The following is a 17375-nucleotide window of genomic DNA, read 5'->3' as shown; positions in this document are numbered from 1 at the left end:
CGGAAACGGAAACGGAAACGGAATTAACGATAAGATTTTTTAAACGATCAAAAAACTAGCCACTAGATAAAAAAAAGATAAAAAAAAGGCGCATACATGGCGCCTTTTATTACTAAAAAATCGATAAATTAGATCTTTTCGATGTTCTCGGCTTGCGGGCCTTTTTGACCTTGGGTGACGTTAAACTTCACCTTATCGCCTTCGGCCAAGGTTTTAAAGCCACCACCGGCGATGGCACTGAAATGGGCAAACACATCCGGGCCGCCTTCTTGTTCAATAAAGCCAAAGCCTTTCGTTTCGTTAAACCATTTAACGGTGCCAGTTACTGAATCGGTCATGATATTTTCCTATTAATCTATGAGTAAAAGAATGCCCATTGGGCGGGTAGACTAGAATATTGCATTTACTTATAAACAACAGGACGGAGCTAAATCTCAAACTTCGAAGTGACGTAGATAAGACACATTTTCCAGCTAGGAGATAACTATATTTGAGTTGTTATTGCCGCGTCAACTGTCCGCTAATGAATTTTTTAATGGCACCGATGTGGCGTCCATAACTAGCTCAGCAGCTGTTCGTCAGCACCACTGTATTGGGCTTCGTTGAGACAATCGATCAGGCTGTGCACACTTCGTTCCTGATGGATCCCGACATCGATCATCACCAGGTAGCGGCCGGCATTAATTTCGCGATGAAAATGGCGCAAATGAACATTTTCAGGGGTAAAACTCACCAGGGTGCCGACCCAGGTGCTAAACAACAAGAGCAATACAACCAAGGCAAATTGGGCGATGCCAGAGTAGACCAGACCGAGTCCGAAATGGCCGAACAGCAGGGCCATGGCGGCCATCAACAAGCCGATCAATAGGCCATTTAAGGCCCTGCGAACACGTTCAAGCCGATCGAAAATGTTTAAGCCGTTTAGGTGTCGAGTCACCAGCCCACCGGAGCCCTTACTGAGCACATGTATTTGATTAAAATCAATGCCATTGCGGACCAGCTCTTCGGAAATGTGCTCTGCGTAGTCCAGTTGATCGGTGAGATAGTACAGGCGTTTCATGCTGTCCTCCATTACACTGCGGATCGCGTGCCATGCCGATCCAGTGTCGAGCAGACAGTGCCAGCGGATCATCACTGCTTAACTGTAGGCCACTTTGTCTATTTGGAGATTTCACTTTTGTGCCTTTTTGTAATGCTTGCCCATGTCTGAGTCCGTTCTGTTAATCGCCAAAAATTGGCCCGAACCGAACTCCACAGCGGCTGGCCGACGCAGTCTGGACCTACTGGCGTTGCTGCAGACGCGCGGTTATGTCATTCATGTTGCCTGCGCGGCTGAACCGACGCCCTTTCAGACCGACCTGAGTGCTCTGGGTATCCAGACTCATGCCATTGCCGTCAATGACGCCGACTTTGACCCTTGGCTAGCGGACTTAGCGCCAGCCATCGTTATCTATGACCGTTTTGTTATGGAAGAACAGTTCGGCTGGCGCGTTCAGACCCAGCTTCCGCAGGCCATGACCCTGATCGACACCAGTGACCTGCATTGTTTGCGCGTGGCGCGTGAGACGGCGCTCAAAGGTGAACAACCGATCGATCTCTTTAATGCGATCGCCCTGCGCGAAATCGCGGCCATCAGTCGAACCGATATCAGCGTGATGATTTCCCAAACGGAAATTGACCTATTGCACCAACACTTTCATATCAGCCGGGACAAACTGCTTTACCTGCCCTTCCTGGTGACACCACCGGATCCACTCAGGCAACCGGGCTTTGACGCTCGAGAACATTTGGTGATGATTGGTGGCTTTAAGCACGAGCCGAATCGAGACGCGACCCGCTGGCTGAAGACGGTTATCTGGCCGATCCTGCGTCCCCTCTTGCCGAACAAGTGCGAAATGCACGTCTATGGCGCCTATGCCGACCATGCCATGAATCAGCTGCAGGCGCGCAAAGACCAATTTTTCATCAAGGGTCGCAGTGCCGATGCCCTGGCAACGCTCAGCCAGTATCGGCTCAATCTTGCGCCGCTACGCTTTGGCGCGGGCCAAAAGGGCAAGATCCTCGAGGGCTGGCTCACCGGGACACCCACCCTGACCACCCCAATTGGCGCCGAGGCCATGGCGAGCGAAAGCCAGCTCGGCTATCGACCCAGTGCCAACCCCAGTGAGTTTGCTCAATTGGTGGCGGCCGCCTATCACGATTCAGCACGCTGGGCCGAGTTGCAGAGCAATGGCTATCGAATTCTGGAACAGAATTTTGCTCGGAACCTGTTTGCACAACCCTTTCTCGAGCGCGTGGATCAAATTCGGGCGACCCTGAGCGAACACCGCCAGGCCAACTTTTGGGGCCGGCTATTGACGCAAAATCAATATAGGGCCACCGAATATATGAGTCGCTGGATCGAGCTGAAAAACCAATTGCAACGCGAACCGATGCCCAGCGCGGAGGTCCCCGCAAACCCAAGCCCCAGTAATACAAGCACTATTGTCCCTATCCTGCCCCGCTAAACAGAAGCCAAGCCGCGCCAATCGGTTTGGCTTGCCCTGCCAATCTGGAACCCAGACAGGCACCACAGCCCACGTCCGGGCCACTGATAGTTTTTATGCGCGCGGTCTTTTCGCCTTTGCAGCTCAGGCGTGCGACCCATTTTAATTTTTTTGATACACATCACAAAAATCAAACAAGACAGGCCTAAAAGTGAGATCTGATTCGCATAAAGGAGGTCGGCAGGCTATTCTGCGGCGCGCATGACGACCAATACTTTAAGGTCGTTTTATTGAGTACAAGTAGCCAATGGAATTGCATCTATGTTTATTGAAGGGCTTTCTGACTGGGAAAAAAGACGGTTAGCACTAATCTTAAAAGAACGGGGTTACACTGCCTTTATGGTGATAAAACATGCGACGGCGGCCATTCTCAGCGCCAAGCGCGGACGCTTGGTGAACACGGTCGACAACCGAAATTTAACCTTGCTCGACACCATTGTCGAAGAACTCTATGGCTATCGGCGTTTGCCCAACGACCTGCACTACGTGAATGCCAACCCGGTGGCAAAAGACTCACAAAGCTCGACTAACTAATAACAGGCCAGTATGCGATACTCGGCGACCTAATTTTAACCGGACCTGACATGTTGGCCAGTCCCTATAGTTGCCCCGTCTGCGCATTGCCACTTGAATCGCTCCCCAGCAGCCTGCGCTGTGCCGAGGGCCATTCGTTCGATCGGCATAAGAAAGGTTATGTAAACCTCTTGCTGGCACAAAACAAAAACAGCAAGGCACCGGGCGATGATGCCCTAATGGTGCAAAGTCGCCGTCGCTTCTTGGAGGCCGGCCATTATCAGACGCTGGCACAACGGATCAGTGCGCAAATGAGCGAGAAACTGCCGGCCCAAGCGACGCTCTGGGACGCCGGCTGCGGCGAAGGCTATTACACCCAGATGATCGCTCAGGCCAATCCCGATTTTGATTGCTACGGTCTGGATATTTCCAAGCCCGCCATCGTCGCAGCCAGCAAATATAAGAACATTCATTGGAGTGTGGCCTCGAGCACGCACGCGCCCTATGCCGATGCCAGTTTCGATGCCATCGTCAGTGTTTTTTCCCGGGTCGACAGCGATCCTTTTCAGCGCGTACTCAAGCCTGGCGGCGCGGTATGCATGGTAACGCCCGACTTCGATCACCTACTGGCGCTGCGCCAGCTGATCTATCAGGAAGTGCGCCCCTATGATGTCAGTAAGCATCAGGCCTACCTGGATGATCGCTTTGAGCTGGTGCACGATGAGCGGTTAACCTTTGGATTGGATCTACCCACGAATCAGGCGATCTTCGATCTGCTGGGCATGACCCCGCACGCGCATCGGCTCTCGCACGAGGCCCAAGACCGGCTCAAACAAACACCGGCCTTGGCAGACAAGGCCTGCTTTAAGCTCTACTGGTTTGTTAAAAAATAGCGCGCAATAATGCTGGCCTGGCCTGAACGGCCAGCGCCGTCAATCGTCTTCCCGCCGCGCCTGCATCTCAACCTCGTCCTCGTCGGTGACTTGAATAGAAAAACTCACTGGACGGCAACAGACTTCACAATCCTCAATAAGCTCTTGCGCGTCGGCGGATGGATCGACCAGTACGCTGACCCGTTCGCCACAGTATGGACAGTGGTAAAATTTTTCAATCAAATGCAACGACATGCTAACCCCCTGGGTATGTACTGATCCGGTCGAATCGCTAGAACATCAAGTGCCCAAGCCACTGATCGGTATGACGAAGCTCGGCAGGCGCCTGTTGGCGCAAAACTCGCCCAAACCCGTTACCTGCTGGCTTGGGGTACGGACCTTAGGGTAGGCTAGATCAGTCGAATAGCCAATGGCTTTGGCAGCGGGAAGGATGGGATGAGCCAGACTGGCCCTAGGCGGGATTGGACTGGGCCAGCGCCGCCTAGACGGGCTAGCCTAGAGACTGTTGTTTAACTTTCGACAAAGGCCCGTTCGATAACGTAGTGACCCACATTACCCTGTCGGGCTTCCTGGAAACCGCGTGCGTCGAGAATTCGGCAGGTGTCTTTTAACATGCTGGGCGAGCCGCAGATCATAAAGCGATCCTGCTCTGGGTCCATTTCCGGCAGGTTGATATCACGAAACAACTTACCCGACTCCATCAAATCGGTGATCCGGCCCATATTGACATAATCTTCGCGAGTTACCGTGGGGTAGTAGATCAGCTGGTCCTGAATCATCTCACCAAAGTATTCGTTATTGGGCAATTCGTCATTGATCAGATCTCGATAGGCCAGTTCGTCGACGGTGCGCACACCGTGCGTGAGAATCACCTTCTCGTATTGCTCATAGGTCTCCGGATCTTTAATAATGCTCATAAAGGGCGCCAGTCCTGTACCGGTACTGATCAGATACAGATTGCGGCCCGGCAGCAGGTTATCGAGAACCAGCGTGCCCGTTGGCTTCGAACCGACGACAATTTCATCCCCGGGCTGAATCTTCTGCAATTTGGAGGTCAGCGGGCCGTCGGCGACCTTGATGCTGAAAAACTCCAGCTCTTCCTCGTAATTGGCACTGGCAATGCTGTAGGCGCGCATCAACGGGCGACCCCCGTCCTGTTCCAAGCCGATCATGACAAAATGACCGTTTTTAAAACGAAAACCGGCATCCCGGGTGGTTTTAAAACTGAACAAGGAGTCATTCCAATGATGAACCTCGGTAACCGTTTCTTTGCGCAGCGCTGCCATAACGTCTTGTCCTGTGCCCGAGGGCGTTAAGGTTTAAATTGACTCCATTGTAACGGCACCTTAATGTATCTGTAAAACAGGATTATTAAATAACCTTATTCGGATTAATCGATAATGAAGTTTACCCTCCGCCAGCTGGAAATATTTTTGGCCGCCGCGCACCATGAAAGTATCAGTCTGGCGGCCCAGGAGCTGTCGATGTCGCAATCGGCAGCCAGTGAAGCACTGAAAACGCTCGAGAGCCAGTTCGATATTCAGCTGTTCGACCGGCCCGGCAAGACCCTACGACTCAATGAACTGGGGCGTATCTTACGCTCTCAAGCCGAGGCCATGGTCGAACAGGCCCGGGAACTGGAACTGAGTTTTCGGCAACACAGCGAAATTGGCCACCTCAAAGTGGGTGCCACCCTGTCGATCGGTAACTACCTAGCGGTCAATATCCTCGCCCAGTTTACCCGCGAGCACCCAAACGCCAAGGTCTCATTGGAAGTGGCCAACACCACCGCCATCGCCCATCAGGTGCGCAACTACCTGTTGGACATCGGTCTAATCGAGGGCGCCTGGAACGAACCCGAACTCGACGTCATTCACTGGCGCCGCGACGAACTGGTGGTGTTCTGCTCGGCCGAACATCCGTTGGCCGAGCACGGCGACCTGACCGACCAAGACCTGGTGTCTGTGCCGTGGATACTGCGCGAGACTGGCTCTGGCACCCGACAAACCTTCGAGCGCGCCATGCACGGCATTCTGCCTAAGTTGAATATCGCCCTGGAACTGCAACATACCGAGGCTATCAAGCGGGCCGTTGAGGCGAATTTGGGCATTGGCTGTTTATCGAAGATCACCCTGGTCGAGGCCTTTAAACGGGGCAATTTGGTGCCCTTAAATGTACCGCACCGCCACTTCAATCGAGACCTGTCGTTTATTTTGCATAAGAAGAAATATCGCAGCGCCGGTCTGAATAACTGGCTGGCCCTGTGCCAACGACCCGAATTTCACTAACCCTAACCTGACTCGGTACCTAGGCCCACGGCCGCTGACCTGCCCTGCAGCGGCGAGACCCTCGAGCAGGCGGGCCTATATAGCCATAAAGCTAACGCATTCGGCTAGCGAACGTTCACAGCCGAGGTCAATTAGCCTAAACTGCGACCCATAAACGGGCATATGCCCCAACTCACCAAAGGGACCACCGATGCACCTCTATATGCTGGCAGAACAGGATGATTTGGACGATTTCGCCGAGGCCCTGTTTCAGGAACTGCAAATCTGGGCGGAGCCGAAAACGACCATCGAGGCCATTTATCGCCATGAGGAGGCTGAGCAGGCATCGCTTAGCAAACGCGCTATTGAGGTCGGGATAGAATTAACCATCAGTAAAGCCCAGAAACTGAAGGAGCCATTGAACCAGCTCTATGATTTCGCAAAGAAATATAAGTGTGATTTCTCAGTGGGTATTATTGAAGACGATAAACGCAGCGATGTGTGTTTTTTTGGCTTTGAAGAAGGCCGCCCTGACATGTTTGAGATCGCCAATTATCTCGAACTCTAGTCAAGGTCATCCATTCCGTACGAATAGCATTAGGAAACCATCATGAAAACAGAACAGGTTCAGTTTGAGTTCGAAAAAGAGACCAAGAATAGCGTTCGTTTTAAGGAAGTCCCAAGCGAGGGCAAGGCACCAATTGTGGGTTCATTGTATGTTCAAAAATGGTTCGCCGGCAGTGCCAAATCTCTGCAGATAAGCATTGAATTGGCAGACTGACCGAAAAAGACCAACCCCGCTGCCCTACCTACAGGGCGGCACCATCCAGCCAACCGCCCCGAAAAAAAGAGCCCGGGCGAGGCAACGTCCGATAAACATACTGTGTTACACTTACAGGCAGAATATGCCATTATACAAACTATTGAATTTGTAACTATATATTCACACACCTCTTTCATACTTAGAACTCGAAAATAAAAAAAACGAGATGACTATGAGCAAAAAAAACGACCGCGCACTGAATTTTTACAATAAAGTTTTAGGCTTAGATAGACTGCATTATGGCATGTGGCTGCCTGAGGACGAACTGACCTTCAGCAAGTTAAAAGAAGCACAAGAACGCTATGAAGATTATCTAATAGAGCATATACCCAAGAACGTTAAAAGCATCCTAGATGTCGGCTGCGGTACCGGCATACTGACCAAGAAACTCATAGATCTTGGTTACGACGCAGAAGGTTTGTCTCCCGATATCAACCAGAAACAGGTTTTCACAGAGAAGACCAACGCGCCATTTCACCATTTAGGTTTTGAAGACTTCTCCATCGCAGACCGATATGATTGTATTATTATGAGTGAATCCTCACAGTACATAAACATCGATAAGATATTCGAGAATTCCAGTCAGGCGCTTAAAAAAGATGGCCTGCTAATGATATGTGACTATTTCACATTAGACGGTGTCTCTGGTGAAATAAGCAAGAGTGGTCATAACTATAAGAAATTTATCAATAGGATTGGCAGCAGCAAATTTAGCTTACTAGCCGATCAGGATATAACCGGTAGCATCACCAAAACGTTAGACTTAGGGTTGGATGTAGTCAGTAAATTCTTGCTAGCACTGGAGATCCTAACAGAGAAGATCCAAGGCAAACGCCCCTATCTGAAAAAAATAATATTTTGGCTCTATCGCAAAAAAATAGCCAAACTCACAAAACAACTTGATCTTTTGGATTCAACTAAATTCAAAGAGAACAAAAGCTATCGGTTTATTTTATTGCAAAAGGCCGCAAGCAGCTAAGCCGCTGCTCATGAGTTATTAGCGAATCCAATTAAAGATAGTCACTAGGCCAGCCTGTATAAAACAGGCATCGCAACAATATTGTTCTCGGTAAAGTTTTTGAGCACAAATCTTTTCATGCTCGGCTTAAATATTAACGAGGGCAAAACGTCAATAAGCCGGTCCCAACGACAATGATTTATAAGATGATAGGGCGACCCTGCGGTCACCGGTTGCAACGGGGTTGAATTGGTTAGTTTGGCATTTTTTGTCCACCAACCGGCGGTATATTCCCACACATCTAATAACGTTTGCGTGTCCTGCGCATAAAAATAGTTGAACAAAAAAACGCCTTTAGTATCTTTGCTAACCTCATCAATCCGCTTGGGGTTCTTATAAACTATAACATCCATATAGCTTGACCCAAGCCGGGTCAAGCTTACTATAGCTTCTACCGCCACCGTTTCCCTTATAACTAAGGCCTCCTCAACACTGGCGCATTCAATAAGAATGACAATGTCGAACTTCGCCACATGCACGCTATATGACTTCTCTTCTATCAGCCTCTTGCCCGCTGCAGTACCCGGAGGAATAATGAAAGCATCAAATATGTCTGCGCGACGAATAGCCTCAGATGAGCCCCTAAGCTCCCGACACATTGATTTCAGCTTAGCCAACAGCTGCTGCTTCTTGGTGCTGTTCGATGACCATATGCTAGGCAGCTCGACCTCTGCAGTGATGGCTATATAGCCCAGAGCATTCGGTTCTTTTAACATCCCTTGATCGGTGATGCTATTGGCAAGGTGCGCGTTAACTATTTTCATCTGCGGTTCCGCTATCATCTAATGGCGATTTGCCCGATTAAATATCCGATTATCGTAATGAGCATTGCGTTTGAAGAAAAGAAGGTTAAGGCAAAACCGAGCGCTCTTGCAGGAGCGCCATGCGCATAGCCAAGGGTAAACAGTAGGCGCCCTACCCCAAAACACAGGGCCGCAATTGGCACTACTGACAACCAGGTTGCCGGCATAACAACGGACCAAACCAGATAAACAAGGGTCGCGAGTAATGTTTGTTCCAAGGTATTTTGCAGGATCGATTGCAGGATATTTGCTTTCTCTGTGCCGTGCGTTAGCCCACCCCCATCAATATCTTCGGGGGAGAAAAATCGATGTTTTGCGAGCCGGCCGATGGAAAATGCTAAGAACACGGCGGGTATAATGCAGGATAAAATCGCAACACCAAGCCGATCGACTTGACTTGAGGACTCAGCGAAACCAAAAGGATTCGCATAGGCGCCAATAAAAACCACACACAAAGCAACCGGGACTCCGACTAGAATTCCTTTGAATACACCAACCTGCTTCTGAGTAAGTGACATAAGATCTCCAAGATCAAGGTAGCTTGCAATTTATGGTAGAACTGCAATCTGATGTGACTGCAGCCAAGTTATAGAGTCGGGCTAAATGCCCATTGGTGAACCCTACATACTGCGATCAATATGGGACGCTGTCAATTAGACTGGTTTTGCCAAAAAACGCAGGGCGATTGTGCCGGGCACCACGGTACAATAAAGATCTTTCACTCAGCAACCTAGGGGTCGGCCGACCGAAGCCGGCCACTTTGCAGGGCACGGCGCCACAGGCGATATTAGAGTTTACCGGACTATTTGAGACAATAGATCGGGATTGACCACCAGGTTACGCACGCCATGGCCATGATCCTCATCAAAATCATTGCCGGTACACCAGGTTGCAACCGACTGGATATTGACCTTAGCCACCTGAGGGCGGACGTTCCAGGTTACTTGAAACGGTGAACCGGATTCGTTATAGCCTGGGCCCGTTGTGGAACCGGCATACTGCACTGGCAAACCGGTATCCGCCGGAATATTTACCGCCTGATAAAGCCCTTGCGACGCGTCATAGTCTGTTAATTCGCCGAAGTTAAGTGCCTCGTTAGCGTTAACCAGCACCAACACCTGGGTTTCGACTCGCAATTGGGGGTTACCAATGGCCTCGTTGAGACAGGCCGCCAAGGTAGGACCCGGCTTAACTTGGGCCGTGGAGTACACATAATGCACCTCAATGGTGTCGCCGGACTCGAGGCTGCCGTGCTCACTTGGGCAAACTGAGGCACTAACCGGCAGTCGCTCGGCATCACTTAATTGCCCAGAATAGCGATAACCACTCTGGTTGCCATGCCCATCGCCATTGCCCGCATAGAGGGTAAACTCGCCGCCCTTGTGCTCGGCATTCTTGTGAAAGTGGATATTGCACAGATTCATCTCCGAAGCCAGCGGGGCCGGGCTAAAGACTCTCGCATTCCTCCCCGGCAGGGAATCGATATCGCGCGGGGATTGAGGGCCAAAACCCTGCCCTAGGGTATTGTCGGCCAGTGTGGTCCGTTGCTCACGCATGACCTGGTCGGCCACCGGGGCCGCTATAACCGCATGGGTATCTTTAGCGACCGCAGACAGCGGGAGAAATGTTAGCGTGATCAGAATGGGGAGCAATTGTGTTTTCATAGAATCTCTTATTATTATCGGGACAGGAGGTCTAATGCTGGCTCACTGTTAGCCTGCGCACGGCGAGGATTATTCTTTCAACACCATATCAATACACATCACCGCAGCCAATATCAGCTTGCGCACGGGATCATCCTTAGGCACGTCTTGGTATATTTCCAATACGTAGTTGTCGGCGCTGGTAAACATCTCTCGGCCGAGGCCAGTCCATTTTTTGGAGACATGGGCCAGGTCCTGTTTGCCATTGCGGAAATAAAAGTCCCAGCCGGTCCATTGCCCTTCCAGCTTACAGAGCAGCTGATCGTCCTTATCCAGCACATCAAACTTGCCACCGATTGAGAGCATCCGTTGTTGAAAGCCGCCAATAACCACGTTGTCTTGATCGCGCACCTCAACCTTGGACATGAACAGCGAGATACCCCGTTGTATCCGTACTATGCGTTCGCCGCCGGGGGTCGATATTTGCACATCGAAGGGGGTCATGCGCTTAAAGTCGGTAAAGCGTAATAGCTTGGTGAGCAAGCCCAGGGAGGGTTCGCGGCACTGCATGATCATTTCGCCGCTGGCCGGGTCATAGATATCATAGTTATTGGCCGCCTTGAATAGGCCCACGTGTTCCTTAACCAAAAACAAATTACTGTTGACGAGCTCACTCATATTTTATCTGTTCCTATCCGTGTTTTTAAATTCGATGTCGCAATACATTCAGAATTATCTAGTTAGGCTTGTTCTAAATGGTTTTTAATATCGACCAAATCTTGCTGGAGCATTTTCTGCATCGAGCCCTTCATCAAAAACCCCATACAGCTCGCCATTATTTTTCCAAGACGCGATTGGGACTCAGTCGTAAAGGTCATGGTTAATTGGGTCATGCTGGTCGACTCGTCTGTCGAGTCCGCTTTCGGTTCTGTTGGTAAGTCCACCAGCGACAAGCGCGAAATGTAGACAGCACCGTGATTTTCAGCGCGGGTAGTGTAGTGGTGATTCTCCTCCGCCTCGGTAACCCACATCACTTCGGTGGCCTCTTTGCCGAACATCTTGCGGGTCTCGCGCCACTTTAGGCCAATCAGGCCCTCACTCGGCTGATCCAGTATGTCGATCGCCAGAATTGCGCTTATCATGGTGTTGGAATGCTCTATATCGCAAATCGCCTGCCAAACAACGGCCTTGGGTTGGGCTATGTTAATACTCACTGACGCGTGCATGTTGAGTCTCCTATGGCTAGAAACAGGGCCAGCCGACGAAGGCAGGGTCAAGCTGTGTTGGGTCGATGCAGGTAACTATAGCCTGTAATCCATCGGCAATCATCTCTTGCGCATAGGGTTCCCTGGCCTGCAACCAGAGCAGGAAGGTCGGCCGAAACAGATCACCATAACTATGCGCTTCAATGTCTCGGTCTATAAGGGTTTGGCTTGCTTTGGTCGTGAGGGCGCGGGGGTGGCGGGGATCGAGTGATGGCGAGGCCAAAACCACCGCTATCACTCATGTTAGTTACTAGCCTTTGGGCTTAGATGCCGGTTGCTAAGAAAGCCCCCATAAGCGCAACAGCCGCGCCGCTGACTTTTAGCGCTAGGGTGCCCACCTGCCGCTGTGCGGTGATCGAGGCTAGGCGCGCGAGCACCAGCAGAGCGGTGGACGTGGCCAGAATGCCGGTCAGGTAGCCGAGCAGCGTGGCGCTGCTGGCCATCTCACTGCCATGCGCCATACCATGCACCGAGGCAAACAGGCCAATCACCAACAGGCTGCCGGCAGCATTGGCTTTGGCATGCACAAACATCAGCGCACCGAAAAATACCAGGCTGGCAACCAGGCCGGTTTCCATCAAGGGCAGCGTGAACCCCAAGGTGCCGAGCAAGGTGCCCGCGCCCACTGCGCCGATAAATACCAGTGGCGCCAACCAGGCCTGTTTTTGCGTACTATTAATTGACCAAAGGCCAACGGCCAGGGCGGCGAGCAAGTGATCAAAGCCAGTAAGGGGGTGCGCCAGGCCATTGAATAGGGTGGCACTGGTGTGGCCGTCGTGTGCAAGGGCCAGGGTGGGTACCAAGAGTATTGATGCCAACAGGGCTAAACTGATGCGTGTTTTTTTATTCATGCTGTGCTCCCATCTTAAGAAGAATGTCTATTAAATTGATTACCACTATTCGGTCGCGACGGCAGCTTCTGCGAGCGGCCATATTTTACCCCGCCGAGCAGTCACTGCAAGTCGTGCTATTTTTTCGCGGCGCTTAGACCACCGCCTGTGCGGCCGGTACCGCCTTCGGTTCGAGCATGCCTTCGACGATGATATGTTGAATAATCGCATCCAAACCCTGCGCGGTCTTTAGGTTGGAAAAGACAAAGGGTTTAGTGCCGCGCATGCGTTGGGTGTCGGTATCCATGACTTCCAGTGATGCGCCCACCAGTGGGGCCAGGTCGATCTTATTGATCACCAACAGGTCGGATCGGGTAATGCCCGGCCCGCCCTTACGCGGAATCTTGTCACCGGCCGAGACATCGATCACGTAGATGGTGTAGTCCGACAGCTCCGGGCTGAAGGTGGCGCTTAGGTTGTCACCACCACTTTCCACGAAGACCACGTCCAGCTCACCGTGGCGGGCCATCAGCTCATCGATCGCGGCCAGGTTCATTGAGGCGTCTTCGCGAATGGCGGTATGGGGGCAGCCACCGGTCTCGACCCCGAGAATCCGATCGGCTTCGAGCGCTTTATTTTTGGTTAAAAATTGCGCGTCTTCCTTAGTGTAAATATCGTTGGTCACCACGGCGATGTTGTAGTGATCTTTTAACGCCGCACATAAGGAGCGCAACAGGGCTGTTTTGCCCGAACCGACTGGGCCGCCGACACCGACGCGCAAGGTTTGTTTTTTACTCATACTGCTTTCTCCTACTGAAATTGAAGGCCGTTTGGTCTAGGACCGAAACAGCCGGGTATATTGGGTTTCGTGCCAACTGCTGGCCAGGGCCAGGCCGGGTAAAGAGCCGCCCAGACTGTCGCGATCGAGTGTGCCGGCCAAGGCAATGGCCTCGGGTATTACCAGTTGGATGCGGCCTAACAACAATTGCGCCTGGGTTTGCCCGAGCGGCACCAGCTTGGTGGCCGCGGCAATCTGGTTTTCCAACCAGGACCAGAGATAACCGTAAGCCGCCAAGTCGAAGGCCATCTGCCAGCTGTGCGCGGCCACGGCAAAGAGGCTGACAAAGCTGACATCCTGTTGCGCGCTGACCGGCATCGCGATACTCAGTGTGCCGAGCAGGCGTTTAAGCGCCTGGCCCATGGCGGCGTCGGTGAAGCGCAGCTCGCGGGTCTCGCGATTGGCCAAAGCAATATCGTTCCATTCTTGCCAGTCGGTTAGATCATCGGCGGCCAAGGCCTGCATGGCGCCCTGGAGCACCGGTAAATCGACCCGCGCGACCGACTCCTGCAATTGGCTGACCAGCCAGTCTTCGGTCTGTTCCGCCGTGCGCACCCAGCCGGTTTCCACGGCAAACTCCAGGCCTTGGGAAAAGGCGAAGCCACCCACCGGCAAACTGACGCTCGACAGTTGCAACAGCCGCAACAGGCTGGCGCTGGTCGTGGTGATGTTCATGGTGATGTCCGTCATAGCATTGTCCGTGCTGGCATTGGCCGTGCTGGCATTGGCCGTGCTGGCATTGTCCGTGCTGGCATTGTCGGTGCTCACAATGTCGGTGCTCACAATGTCCGACGTAACTGGACCGGTCTGGCTTGGATTAGTCATGACTGTGACTATGGCCTTGGGCATAGGCTCCGCTTTCGGCATTAAAGATGGCCTGTTCATGCGTGACCACCAGGCCCAATAGATGCAACAACTCTTCCAATACGTGATCGGGTTTAATGCGCAGCCAGCGGTCGCCCACCTGGATCTTGCTGTGCCGATTGCCCAGGTGATAGCAGGCACGGGCAAAGGCATGCCAATCATCACAGCTGGCATGAGCCACCGCTTCCACGGCACCGGCCACCTGCAGCACCTGGCCGCAGTCGGTTTTTAAGAACTCACCCACCCGCAGTGGCTGGCCACGCTCAAGAAAGATGCGCACCTCTTCGCCCTCCGGTGTCGCCACCTTGAGCCGGCCGCGGTCGCGCTGTTCATGGCTCAGCACCACGCTATGGGCGACCTCAGCGTGGCAATGCATGCCTAAACGTTCATGTACTTCGAGCATAAAGCCTCCGGGTCAGACCGGGCCGCACGGAGCGACCGATCATTAAATCTGGATATCGCGTTTAAAACCGCGTTTTGCGTCTAAAACAGGGTGTAGCGTTGCGCCAGCGGCAAGACAGTGGCCGGCTCACAGGTTAGCAATTGGCCGTCGGCGCGCACCTCATAGGTCTGTGGATCAACCTGGACATCGGGCTGCCAGCTGTTGTGGATCATGTCCGCCTTGCGCACAGTGCGGGTGTTTTTACACACCGCGAGCGTACGGTCCAGACCCAAGGCGGTGCCAATATCCTTGTCGGCGGCAGCCTGCGATACAAAGGTCAGAGAGGTGGCCGCAGCGGCCTTGCCGAAGGCGGCGAACATCTTGCGATAGTGCACCGGCTGCGGCGTTGGAATCGAGGCATTGGGATCGCCCATCGGCGCGGCGGCGATCATGCCGCCCTTGATAATCAGCGATGGCTTGATGCCAAAAAACATCGGCTTCCACAACACTAGGTCGGCCAGCTTGCCGGCCTCGATGGAGCCGACCTCGTGCGCAATGCCATGCGCGATGGCCGGGTTAATGGTGTATTTGGCGACATAGCGCTTGGCGCGAAAGTTATCGGCACCGAGCGCTAAATCTTCCTTGAGCAGGCCCATCTGGGTCTTCATCTTGTGAGCCGTCTGCCAGGTGCGGGTAATCACTTCGCCGACCCGGCCCATGGCTTGCGAGTCGGAGGCGATCATGCTGAAGGCACCCAGATCGTGGAACAGATCTTCGGCGGCGATGGTCTCTTTGCGGATTCGAGAATCGGCAAAGGCCACGTCTTCGGGGATATTGCTGTCCAAATGATGACAGACCATCAACATATCCAAATGCTCGTCGACGGTGTTCACCGTGTAGGGCCGGGTTGGGTTGGTCGATGACGGCAGGACATTGGCAAAACCGCAGGCGCGGATAATGTCCGGCGCATGACCGCCACCGGCACCCTCGGTGTGGTAGGTGTGAATCACCCGATCTTTGAAGGCCGCTATGGTGTCATCGACAAAGCCGGACTCGTTCAGGGTATCGGTGTGAATCGCCACCTGCACATCGTACTGCTCGGCCACGTCCAAACAGTTGCTGATCGACGCTGGGGTGGTGCCCCAGTCTTCGTGTAATTTTAACCCGCAGGCGCCGGCCTCGAGCTGTTCAGCCAGGGCCTCGGGCAGGCTGCTATTGCCCTTGCCGAGAAAGCCAAAGTTCATCGGCATCGAGTCGGTCGCCTGCAGCATTTTACCGATGTACCAGGGGCCCGGTGTGCAGGTGGTGGCATTGGTGCCAGTGGCCGGGCCGGTGCCGCCGCCGATCATGGTAGTGACACCGGACATCAGCGCTTCGTCGACCTGTTGCGGGCAGATAAAATGAATATGGGCATCGACCCCACCGGCCGTTAGGATCGACCCTTCACCGGCAATAATTTCCGTGCCCGGGCCGATGATTAAATTCACCCCATCCTGAATGTCCGGATTACCCGCCTTACCGTGGCCAACAATGCGGCCAGCCTTGATGCCGACATCGGCCTTGACGATGCCCCAATGATCGAGGATCAGGGCATTGGTGATCACCAGATCCATGGTGTGTTCACTGGTCAATTGCGACTGGCCTTGGCCGTCGCGGATTACCTTACCGCCGCCAAACTTGACCTCATCTCCGTAGTTTGTAAAGTCCTGTTCAACCTGAATCCACAGCTCGGTATCGCCTAGGCGCACCCGATCACCCACGGTGGGGCCGAACATCTGGGCATAGGTGGTGCGATCGATCGTGCGGCTCATGATGGCGCTCCTGTCTTGGCGACCGTGTCGACGGACGAGCCGGATAAGGGGCCCATAATCTCGCCACGAAAGCCGTAAATGGTTTTGCTGCCGGCGTATTCCACCAGTTCCACTGCCCTACCCTGACCCGGTTCAAAGCGTACCGCGGTGCCAGAAATAATATTCAGGCGGTAACCTTTGGTCGGCTCACGCTCGAATTGCAGGGCTGGGTTGGCCTCATAAAAGTGGTAGTGCGAACCGATCTGAACGGGCCGGTCGCCGGTGTTTTCCACCCGTACCGTTAAGGTTGCGCGGCCAACATTTATTGCGATCTCACCCTGGCCGACTTGAATTTCACCTGGAATCATTGTGTGCCCTTCTCTTTCTTGGCGCCCGGTCTCTTGGGCTCAGTTAATGGGGTCGTGTACGGTGACCAGCTTGGTGCCATCTGGGAAGGTGGCCTCGACCTGCACTTCGCGGATCATATCGGCGATACCGTCCATCACCTGATCGATCGACAATAGAGTTTTGCCAAAGCTCATCAGATCGGCCACCGTCTTGCCATCGCGCGCGCCTTCGATAATTTCCATGCTGATATAGGCCATGGCTTCCGGGTAGTTCAGCTTGAGGCCGCGATTCAGTCGGCGCTCGGCCAACAGCGCGGCGGTGAAGACCAGCAGCTTGTCTTTTTCTCGGGGTAACAGTTCCATAGCGGTTCTCTTGTTATGTTTGCTAAGCGTCGTAACGCGTTTTAAGACGTAGGGTTTGTGCGCCTCAGGTGCTCCAAATGCGCGGAGCACAGGCCGGTTTGTCGAGTAATGCTGGGCGAATTTCTTGCCACAGGTGTTCAAACAGTTTGCGCGTGCGTTCACTACAGCTGCCCAGGCTTCGGGCCACGAT

At 53.0% G+C, this 17375-nt stretch carries 24 protein-coding genes; 7 read left to right on the top strand and 17 right to left on the bottom strand.

The window, feature by feature from the left end:
• Positions 1–128: 128 nt before the first annotated feature.
• Positions 129–338, bottom strand: coding sequence for a cold-shock protein (locus AC4FIC_RS13350; RefSeq protein WP_100256280.1), 210 nt, complete (start codon positions 336–338; stop codon positions 129–131).
• 221 nt (positions 339–559) lie between these two features.
• Complete coding sequence (locus AC4FIC_RS13345) at positions 560–1060, bottom strand: hypothetical protein (RefSeq protein ID WP_100256279.1); 501 nt, start codon at positions 1058–1060, stop codon at positions 560–562.
• Positions 1061–1202: 142 nt separating this feature from the next.
• Here AC4FIC_RS13345 and AC4FIC_RS13340 point away from each other — a divergent pair, with 142 nt between their 5' ends.
• From AC4FIC_RS13340 to AC4FIC_RS13330, 3 genes are all read left to right on the top strand, one after another.
• Entirely contained in the window at positions 1203–2507 is a 1305-nt protein-coding gene (locus AC4FIC_RS13340; protein WP_476195095.1) for a glycosyltransferase, read from the top strand.
• 300 nt (positions 2508–2807) lie between these two features.
• Positions 2808–3080, top strand: a complete 273-nt coding sequence (locus AC4FIC_RS13335; RefSeq protein WP_100256277.1) for a hypothetical protein — start codon at positions 2808–2810, stop codon at positions 3078–3080.
• A gap of 50 nt (positions 3081–3130) precedes the next feature.
• The gene (locus AC4FIC_RS13330) at positions 3131–3952 is read left to right on the top strand and encodes a putative RNA methyltransferase (protein WP_100256276.1); all 822 of its coding nucleotides are present in this window, start codon (positions 3131–3133) and stop codon (positions 3950–3952) included.
• Positions 3953–3991: 39 nt separating this feature from the next.
• Here the strand turns inward: AC4FIC_RS13330 and AC4FIC_RS13325 are convergent, their stop codons facing one another.
• On the bottom strand, positions 3992–4186 hold the full coding sequence (locus AC4FIC_RS13325; RefSeq protein ID WP_420541399.1) for a CPXCG motif-containing cysteine-rich protein: 195 nt from the start codon (positions 4184–4186) through the stop codon (positions 3992–3994).
• A gap of 275 nt (positions 4187–4461) precedes the next feature.
• Entirely contained in the window at positions 4462–5238 is a 777-nt protein-coding gene (locus tag AC4FIC_RS13320) for a ferredoxin--NADP reductase (RefSeq protein WP_100256274.1), read from the bottom strand.
• Positions 5239–5352: 114 nt separating this feature from the next.
• On the opposite strand from AC4FIC_RS13320, the gene AC4FIC_RS13315 reads away from it, so the two are divergent.
• From AC4FIC_RS13315 to AC4FIC_RS13300, 4 genes are all read left to right on the top strand, one after another.
• The gene (locus tag AC4FIC_RS13315; RefSeq protein WP_273285947.1) at positions 5353–6240 is read left to right on the top strand and encodes a LysR substrate-binding domain-containing protein; all 888 of its coding nucleotides are present in this window, start codon (positions 5353–5355) and stop codon (positions 6238–6240) included.
• Between the two features lie 190 nt (positions 6241–6430).
• The gene (locus AC4FIC_RS13310; protein WP_273285946.1) at positions 6431–6787 is read left to right on the top strand and encodes a hypothetical protein; all 357 of its coding nucleotides are present in this window, start codon (positions 6431–6433) and stop codon (positions 6785–6787) included.
• Between the two features lie 42 nt (positions 6788–6829).
• Positions 6830–7000, top strand: a complete 171-nt coding sequence (locus AC4FIC_RS13305) for a hypothetical protein (RefSeq protein ID WP_273285945.1) — start codon at positions 6830–6832, stop codon at positions 6998–7000.
• Positions 7001–7214: 214 nt separating this feature from the next.
• Positions 7215–8021: a class I SAM-dependent methyltransferase gene (locus AC4FIC_RS13300; RefSeq protein ID WP_158524281.1), complete on the top strand. Its 807-nt coding sequence runs from the start codon at positions 7215–7217 to the stop codon at positions 8019–8021.
• A 44-nt stretch (positions 8022–8065) separates the two neighbouring features.
• Here AC4FIC_RS13300 and AC4FIC_RS13295 read toward each other — a convergent pair whose 3' ends face one another.
• From AC4FIC_RS13295 to AC4FIC_RS13235, 13 genes are all read right to left on the bottom strand, one after another.
• Positions 8066–8824, bottom strand: a complete 759-nt coding sequence (locus tag AC4FIC_RS13295; RefSeq protein ID WP_145980222.1) for a hypothetical protein — start codon at positions 8822–8824, stop codon at positions 8066–8068.
• A 14-nt stretch (positions 8825–8838) separates the two neighbouring features.
• Positions 8839–9381, bottom strand: coding sequence for an MAPEG family protein (locus tag AC4FIC_RS13290; RefSeq protein ID WP_100256269.1), 543 nt, complete (start codon positions 9379–9381; stop codon positions 8839–8841).
• A 276-nt stretch (positions 9382–9657) separates the two neighbouring features.
• Complete coding sequence (locus AC4FIC_RS13285) at positions 9658–10527, bottom strand: delta-class carbonic anhydrase (RefSeq protein WP_100256268.1); 870 nt, start codon at positions 10525–10527, stop codon at positions 9658–9660.
• A gap of 69 nt (positions 10528–10596) precedes the next feature.
• Positions 10597–11184: an LURP-one-related family protein gene (locus AC4FIC_RS13280; protein ID WP_273285944.1), complete on the bottom strand. Its 588-nt coding sequence runs from the start codon at positions 11182–11184 to the stop codon at positions 10597–10599.
• Between the two features lie 62 nt (positions 11185–11246).
• Positions 11247–11732, bottom strand: coding sequence for an SRPBCC family protein (locus tag AC4FIC_RS13275; RefSeq protein ID WP_100256266.1), 486 nt, complete (start codon positions 11730–11732; stop codon positions 11247–11249).
• A 302-nt stretch (positions 11733–12034) separates the two neighbouring features.
• Positions 12035–12622, bottom strand: coding sequence for a HupE/UreJ family protein (locus tag AC4FIC_RS13270; RefSeq protein ID WP_273285943.1), 588 nt, complete (start codon positions 12620–12622; stop codon positions 12035–12037).
• 133 nt (positions 12623–12755) lie between these two features.
• A complete protein-coding gene (ureG, locus tag AC4FIC_RS13265) occupies positions 12756–13400 on the bottom strand; it encodes an urease accessory protein UreG (protein ID WP_100256263.1) in 645 nt (214 codons plus the stop codon).
• A 36-nt stretch (positions 13401–13436) separates the two neighbouring features.
• On the bottom strand, positions 13437–14222 hold the full coding sequence (locus AC4FIC_RS13260) for an urease accessory protein UreF (protein ID WP_488084167.1): 786 nt from the start codon (positions 14220–14222) through the stop codon (positions 13437–13439).
• A 34-nt stretch (positions 14223–14256) separates the two neighbouring features.
• The gene (gene ureE / locus AC4FIC_RS13255; RefSeq protein ID WP_100256262.1) at positions 14257–14706 is read right to left on the bottom strand and encodes an urease accessory protein UreE; all 450 of its coding nucleotides are present in this window, start codon (positions 14704–14706) and stop codon (positions 14257–14259) included.
• An 80-nt stretch (positions 14707–14786) separates the two neighbouring features.
• Positions 14787–16496, bottom strand: coding sequence for an urease subunit alpha (gene ureC / locus AC4FIC_RS13250; RefSeq protein ID WP_476195092.1), 1710 nt, complete (start codon positions 16494–16496; stop codon positions 14787–14789).
• Positions 16493–16843 (bottom strand): urease subunit beta, encoded by a 351-nt coding sequence (locus tag AC4FIC_RS13245; RefSeq protein ID WP_100256260.1) that lies wholly within the window; start codon positions 16841–16843, stop codon positions 16493–16495. The genes ureC and AC4FIC_RS13245 overlap by 4 nt, the downstream gene beginning before the upstream one ends.
• Positions 16844–16882: 39 nt before the next feature.
• Positions 16883–17185 (bottom strand): urease subunit gamma, encoded by a 303-nt coding sequence (locus AC4FIC_RS13240; protein ID WP_273286172.1) that lies wholly within the window; start codon positions 17183–17185, stop codon positions 16883–16885.
• Positions 17186–17249: 64 nt separating this feature from the next.
• Positions 17250–17372 carry an urease accessory protein UreD gene (locus AC4FIC_RS13235; protein ID WP_488083905.1) on the bottom strand — a complete coding sequence of 41 codons (123 nt, stop codon included), beginning with the start codon at positions 17370–17372 and terminating at the stop codon, positions 17250–17252.
• Positions 17373–17375 lie beyond the last annotated feature (3 nt).

Source organism: Reinekea sp. (assembly GCF_982785585.1).
Note: the sequence above shows the minus strand (reverse complement) of the source record. Positions and strands in the feature narration are given on the sequence as shown.

Bases quoted from the DNA above. Each gene is read 5' to 3' on its own strand.
- AC4FIC_RS13350 (WP_100256280.1), bottom strand. From the start codon at position 338: ATGACCGATTCAGTAACTGGCACCGTTAAATGGTTTAACGAAACGAAA.
- AC4FIC_RS13345 (WP_100256279.1), bottom strand. From the start codon at position 1,060: ATGAAACGCCTGTACTATCTCACCGATCAACTGGACTACGCAGAGCAC.
- AC4FIC_RS13340 (WP_476195095.1), top strand. From the start codon at position 1,203: ATGTCTGAGTCCGTTCTGTTAATCGCCAAAAATTGGCCCGAACCGAAC.
- AC4FIC_RS13335 (WP_100256277.1), top strand. From the start codon at position 2,808: ATGTTTATTGAAGGGCTTTCTGACTGGGAAAAAAGACGGTTAGCACTA.
- AC4FIC_RS13330 (WP_100256276.1), top strand. From the start codon at position 3,131: ATGTTGGCCAGTCCCTATAGTTGCCCCGTCTGCGCATTGCCACTTGAA.
- AC4FIC_RS13325 (WP_420541399.1), bottom strand. From the start codon at position 4,186: ATGTCGTTGCATTTGATTGAAAAATTTTACCACTGTCCATACTGTGGC.
- AC4FIC_RS13320 (WP_100256274.1), bottom strand. From the start codon at position 5,238: ATGGCAGCGCTGCGCAAAGAAACGGTTACCGAGGTTCATCATTGGAAT.
- AC4FIC_RS13315 (WP_273285947.1), top strand. From the start codon at position 5,353: ATGAAGTTTACCCTCCGCCAGCTGGAAATATTTTTGGCCGCCGCGCAC.
- AC4FIC_RS13310 (WP_273285946.1), top strand. From the start codon at position 6,431: ATGCACCTCTATATGCTGGCAGAACAGGATGATTTGGACGATTTCGCC.
- AC4FIC_RS13305 (WP_273285945.1), top strand. From the start codon at position 6,830: ATGAAAACAGAACAGGTTCAGTTTGAGTTCGAAAAAGAGACCAAGAAT.
- AC4FIC_RS13300 (WP_158524281.1), top strand. From the start codon at position 7,215: ATGAGCAAAAAAAACGACCGCGCACTGAATTTTTACAATAAAGTTTTA.
- AC4FIC_RS13295 (WP_145980222.1), bottom strand. From the start codon at position 8,824: ATGAAAATAGTTAACGCGCACCTTGCCAATAGCATCACCGATCAAGGG.
- AC4FIC_RS13290 (WP_100256269.1), bottom strand. From the start codon at position 9,381: ATGTCACTTACTCAGAAGCAGGTTGGTGTATTCAAAGGAATTCTAGTC.
- AC4FIC_RS13285 (WP_100256268.1), bottom strand. From the start codon at position 10,527: ATGAAAACACAATTGCTCCCCATTCTGATCACGCTAACATTTCTCCCG.
- AC4FIC_RS13280 (WP_273285944.1), bottom strand. From the start codon at position 11,184: ATGAGTGAGCTCGTCAACAGTAATTTGTTTTTGGTTAAGGAACACGTG.
- AC4FIC_RS13275 (WP_100256266.1), bottom strand. From the start codon at position 11,732: ATGCACGCGTCAGTGAGTATTAACATAGCCCAACCCAAGGCCGTTGTT.
- AC4FIC_RS13270 (WP_273285943.1), bottom strand. From the start codon at position 12,622: ATGAATAAAAAAACACGCATCAGTTTAGCCCTGTTGGCATCAATACTC.
- ureG (WP_100256263.1), bottom strand. From the start codon at position 13,400: ATGAGTAAAAAACAAACCTTGCGCGTCGGTGTCGGCGGCCCAGTCGGT.
- ureE (WP_100256262.1), bottom strand. From the start codon at position 14,706: ATGCTCGAAGTACATGAACGTTTAGGCATGCATTGCCACGCTGAGGTC.
- ureC (WP_476195092.1), bottom strand. From the start codon at position 16,496: ATGAGCCGCACGATCGATCGCACCACCTATGCCCAGATGTTCGGCCCC.
- AC4FIC_RS13245 (WP_100256260.1), bottom strand. From the start codon at position 16,843: ATGATTCCAGGTGAAATTCAAGTCGGCCAGGGTGAGATCGCAATAAAT.
- AC4FIC_RS13240 (WP_273286172.1), bottom strand. From the start codon at position 17,185: ATGGAACTGTTACCCCGAGAAAAAGACAAGCTGCTGGTCTTCACCGCC.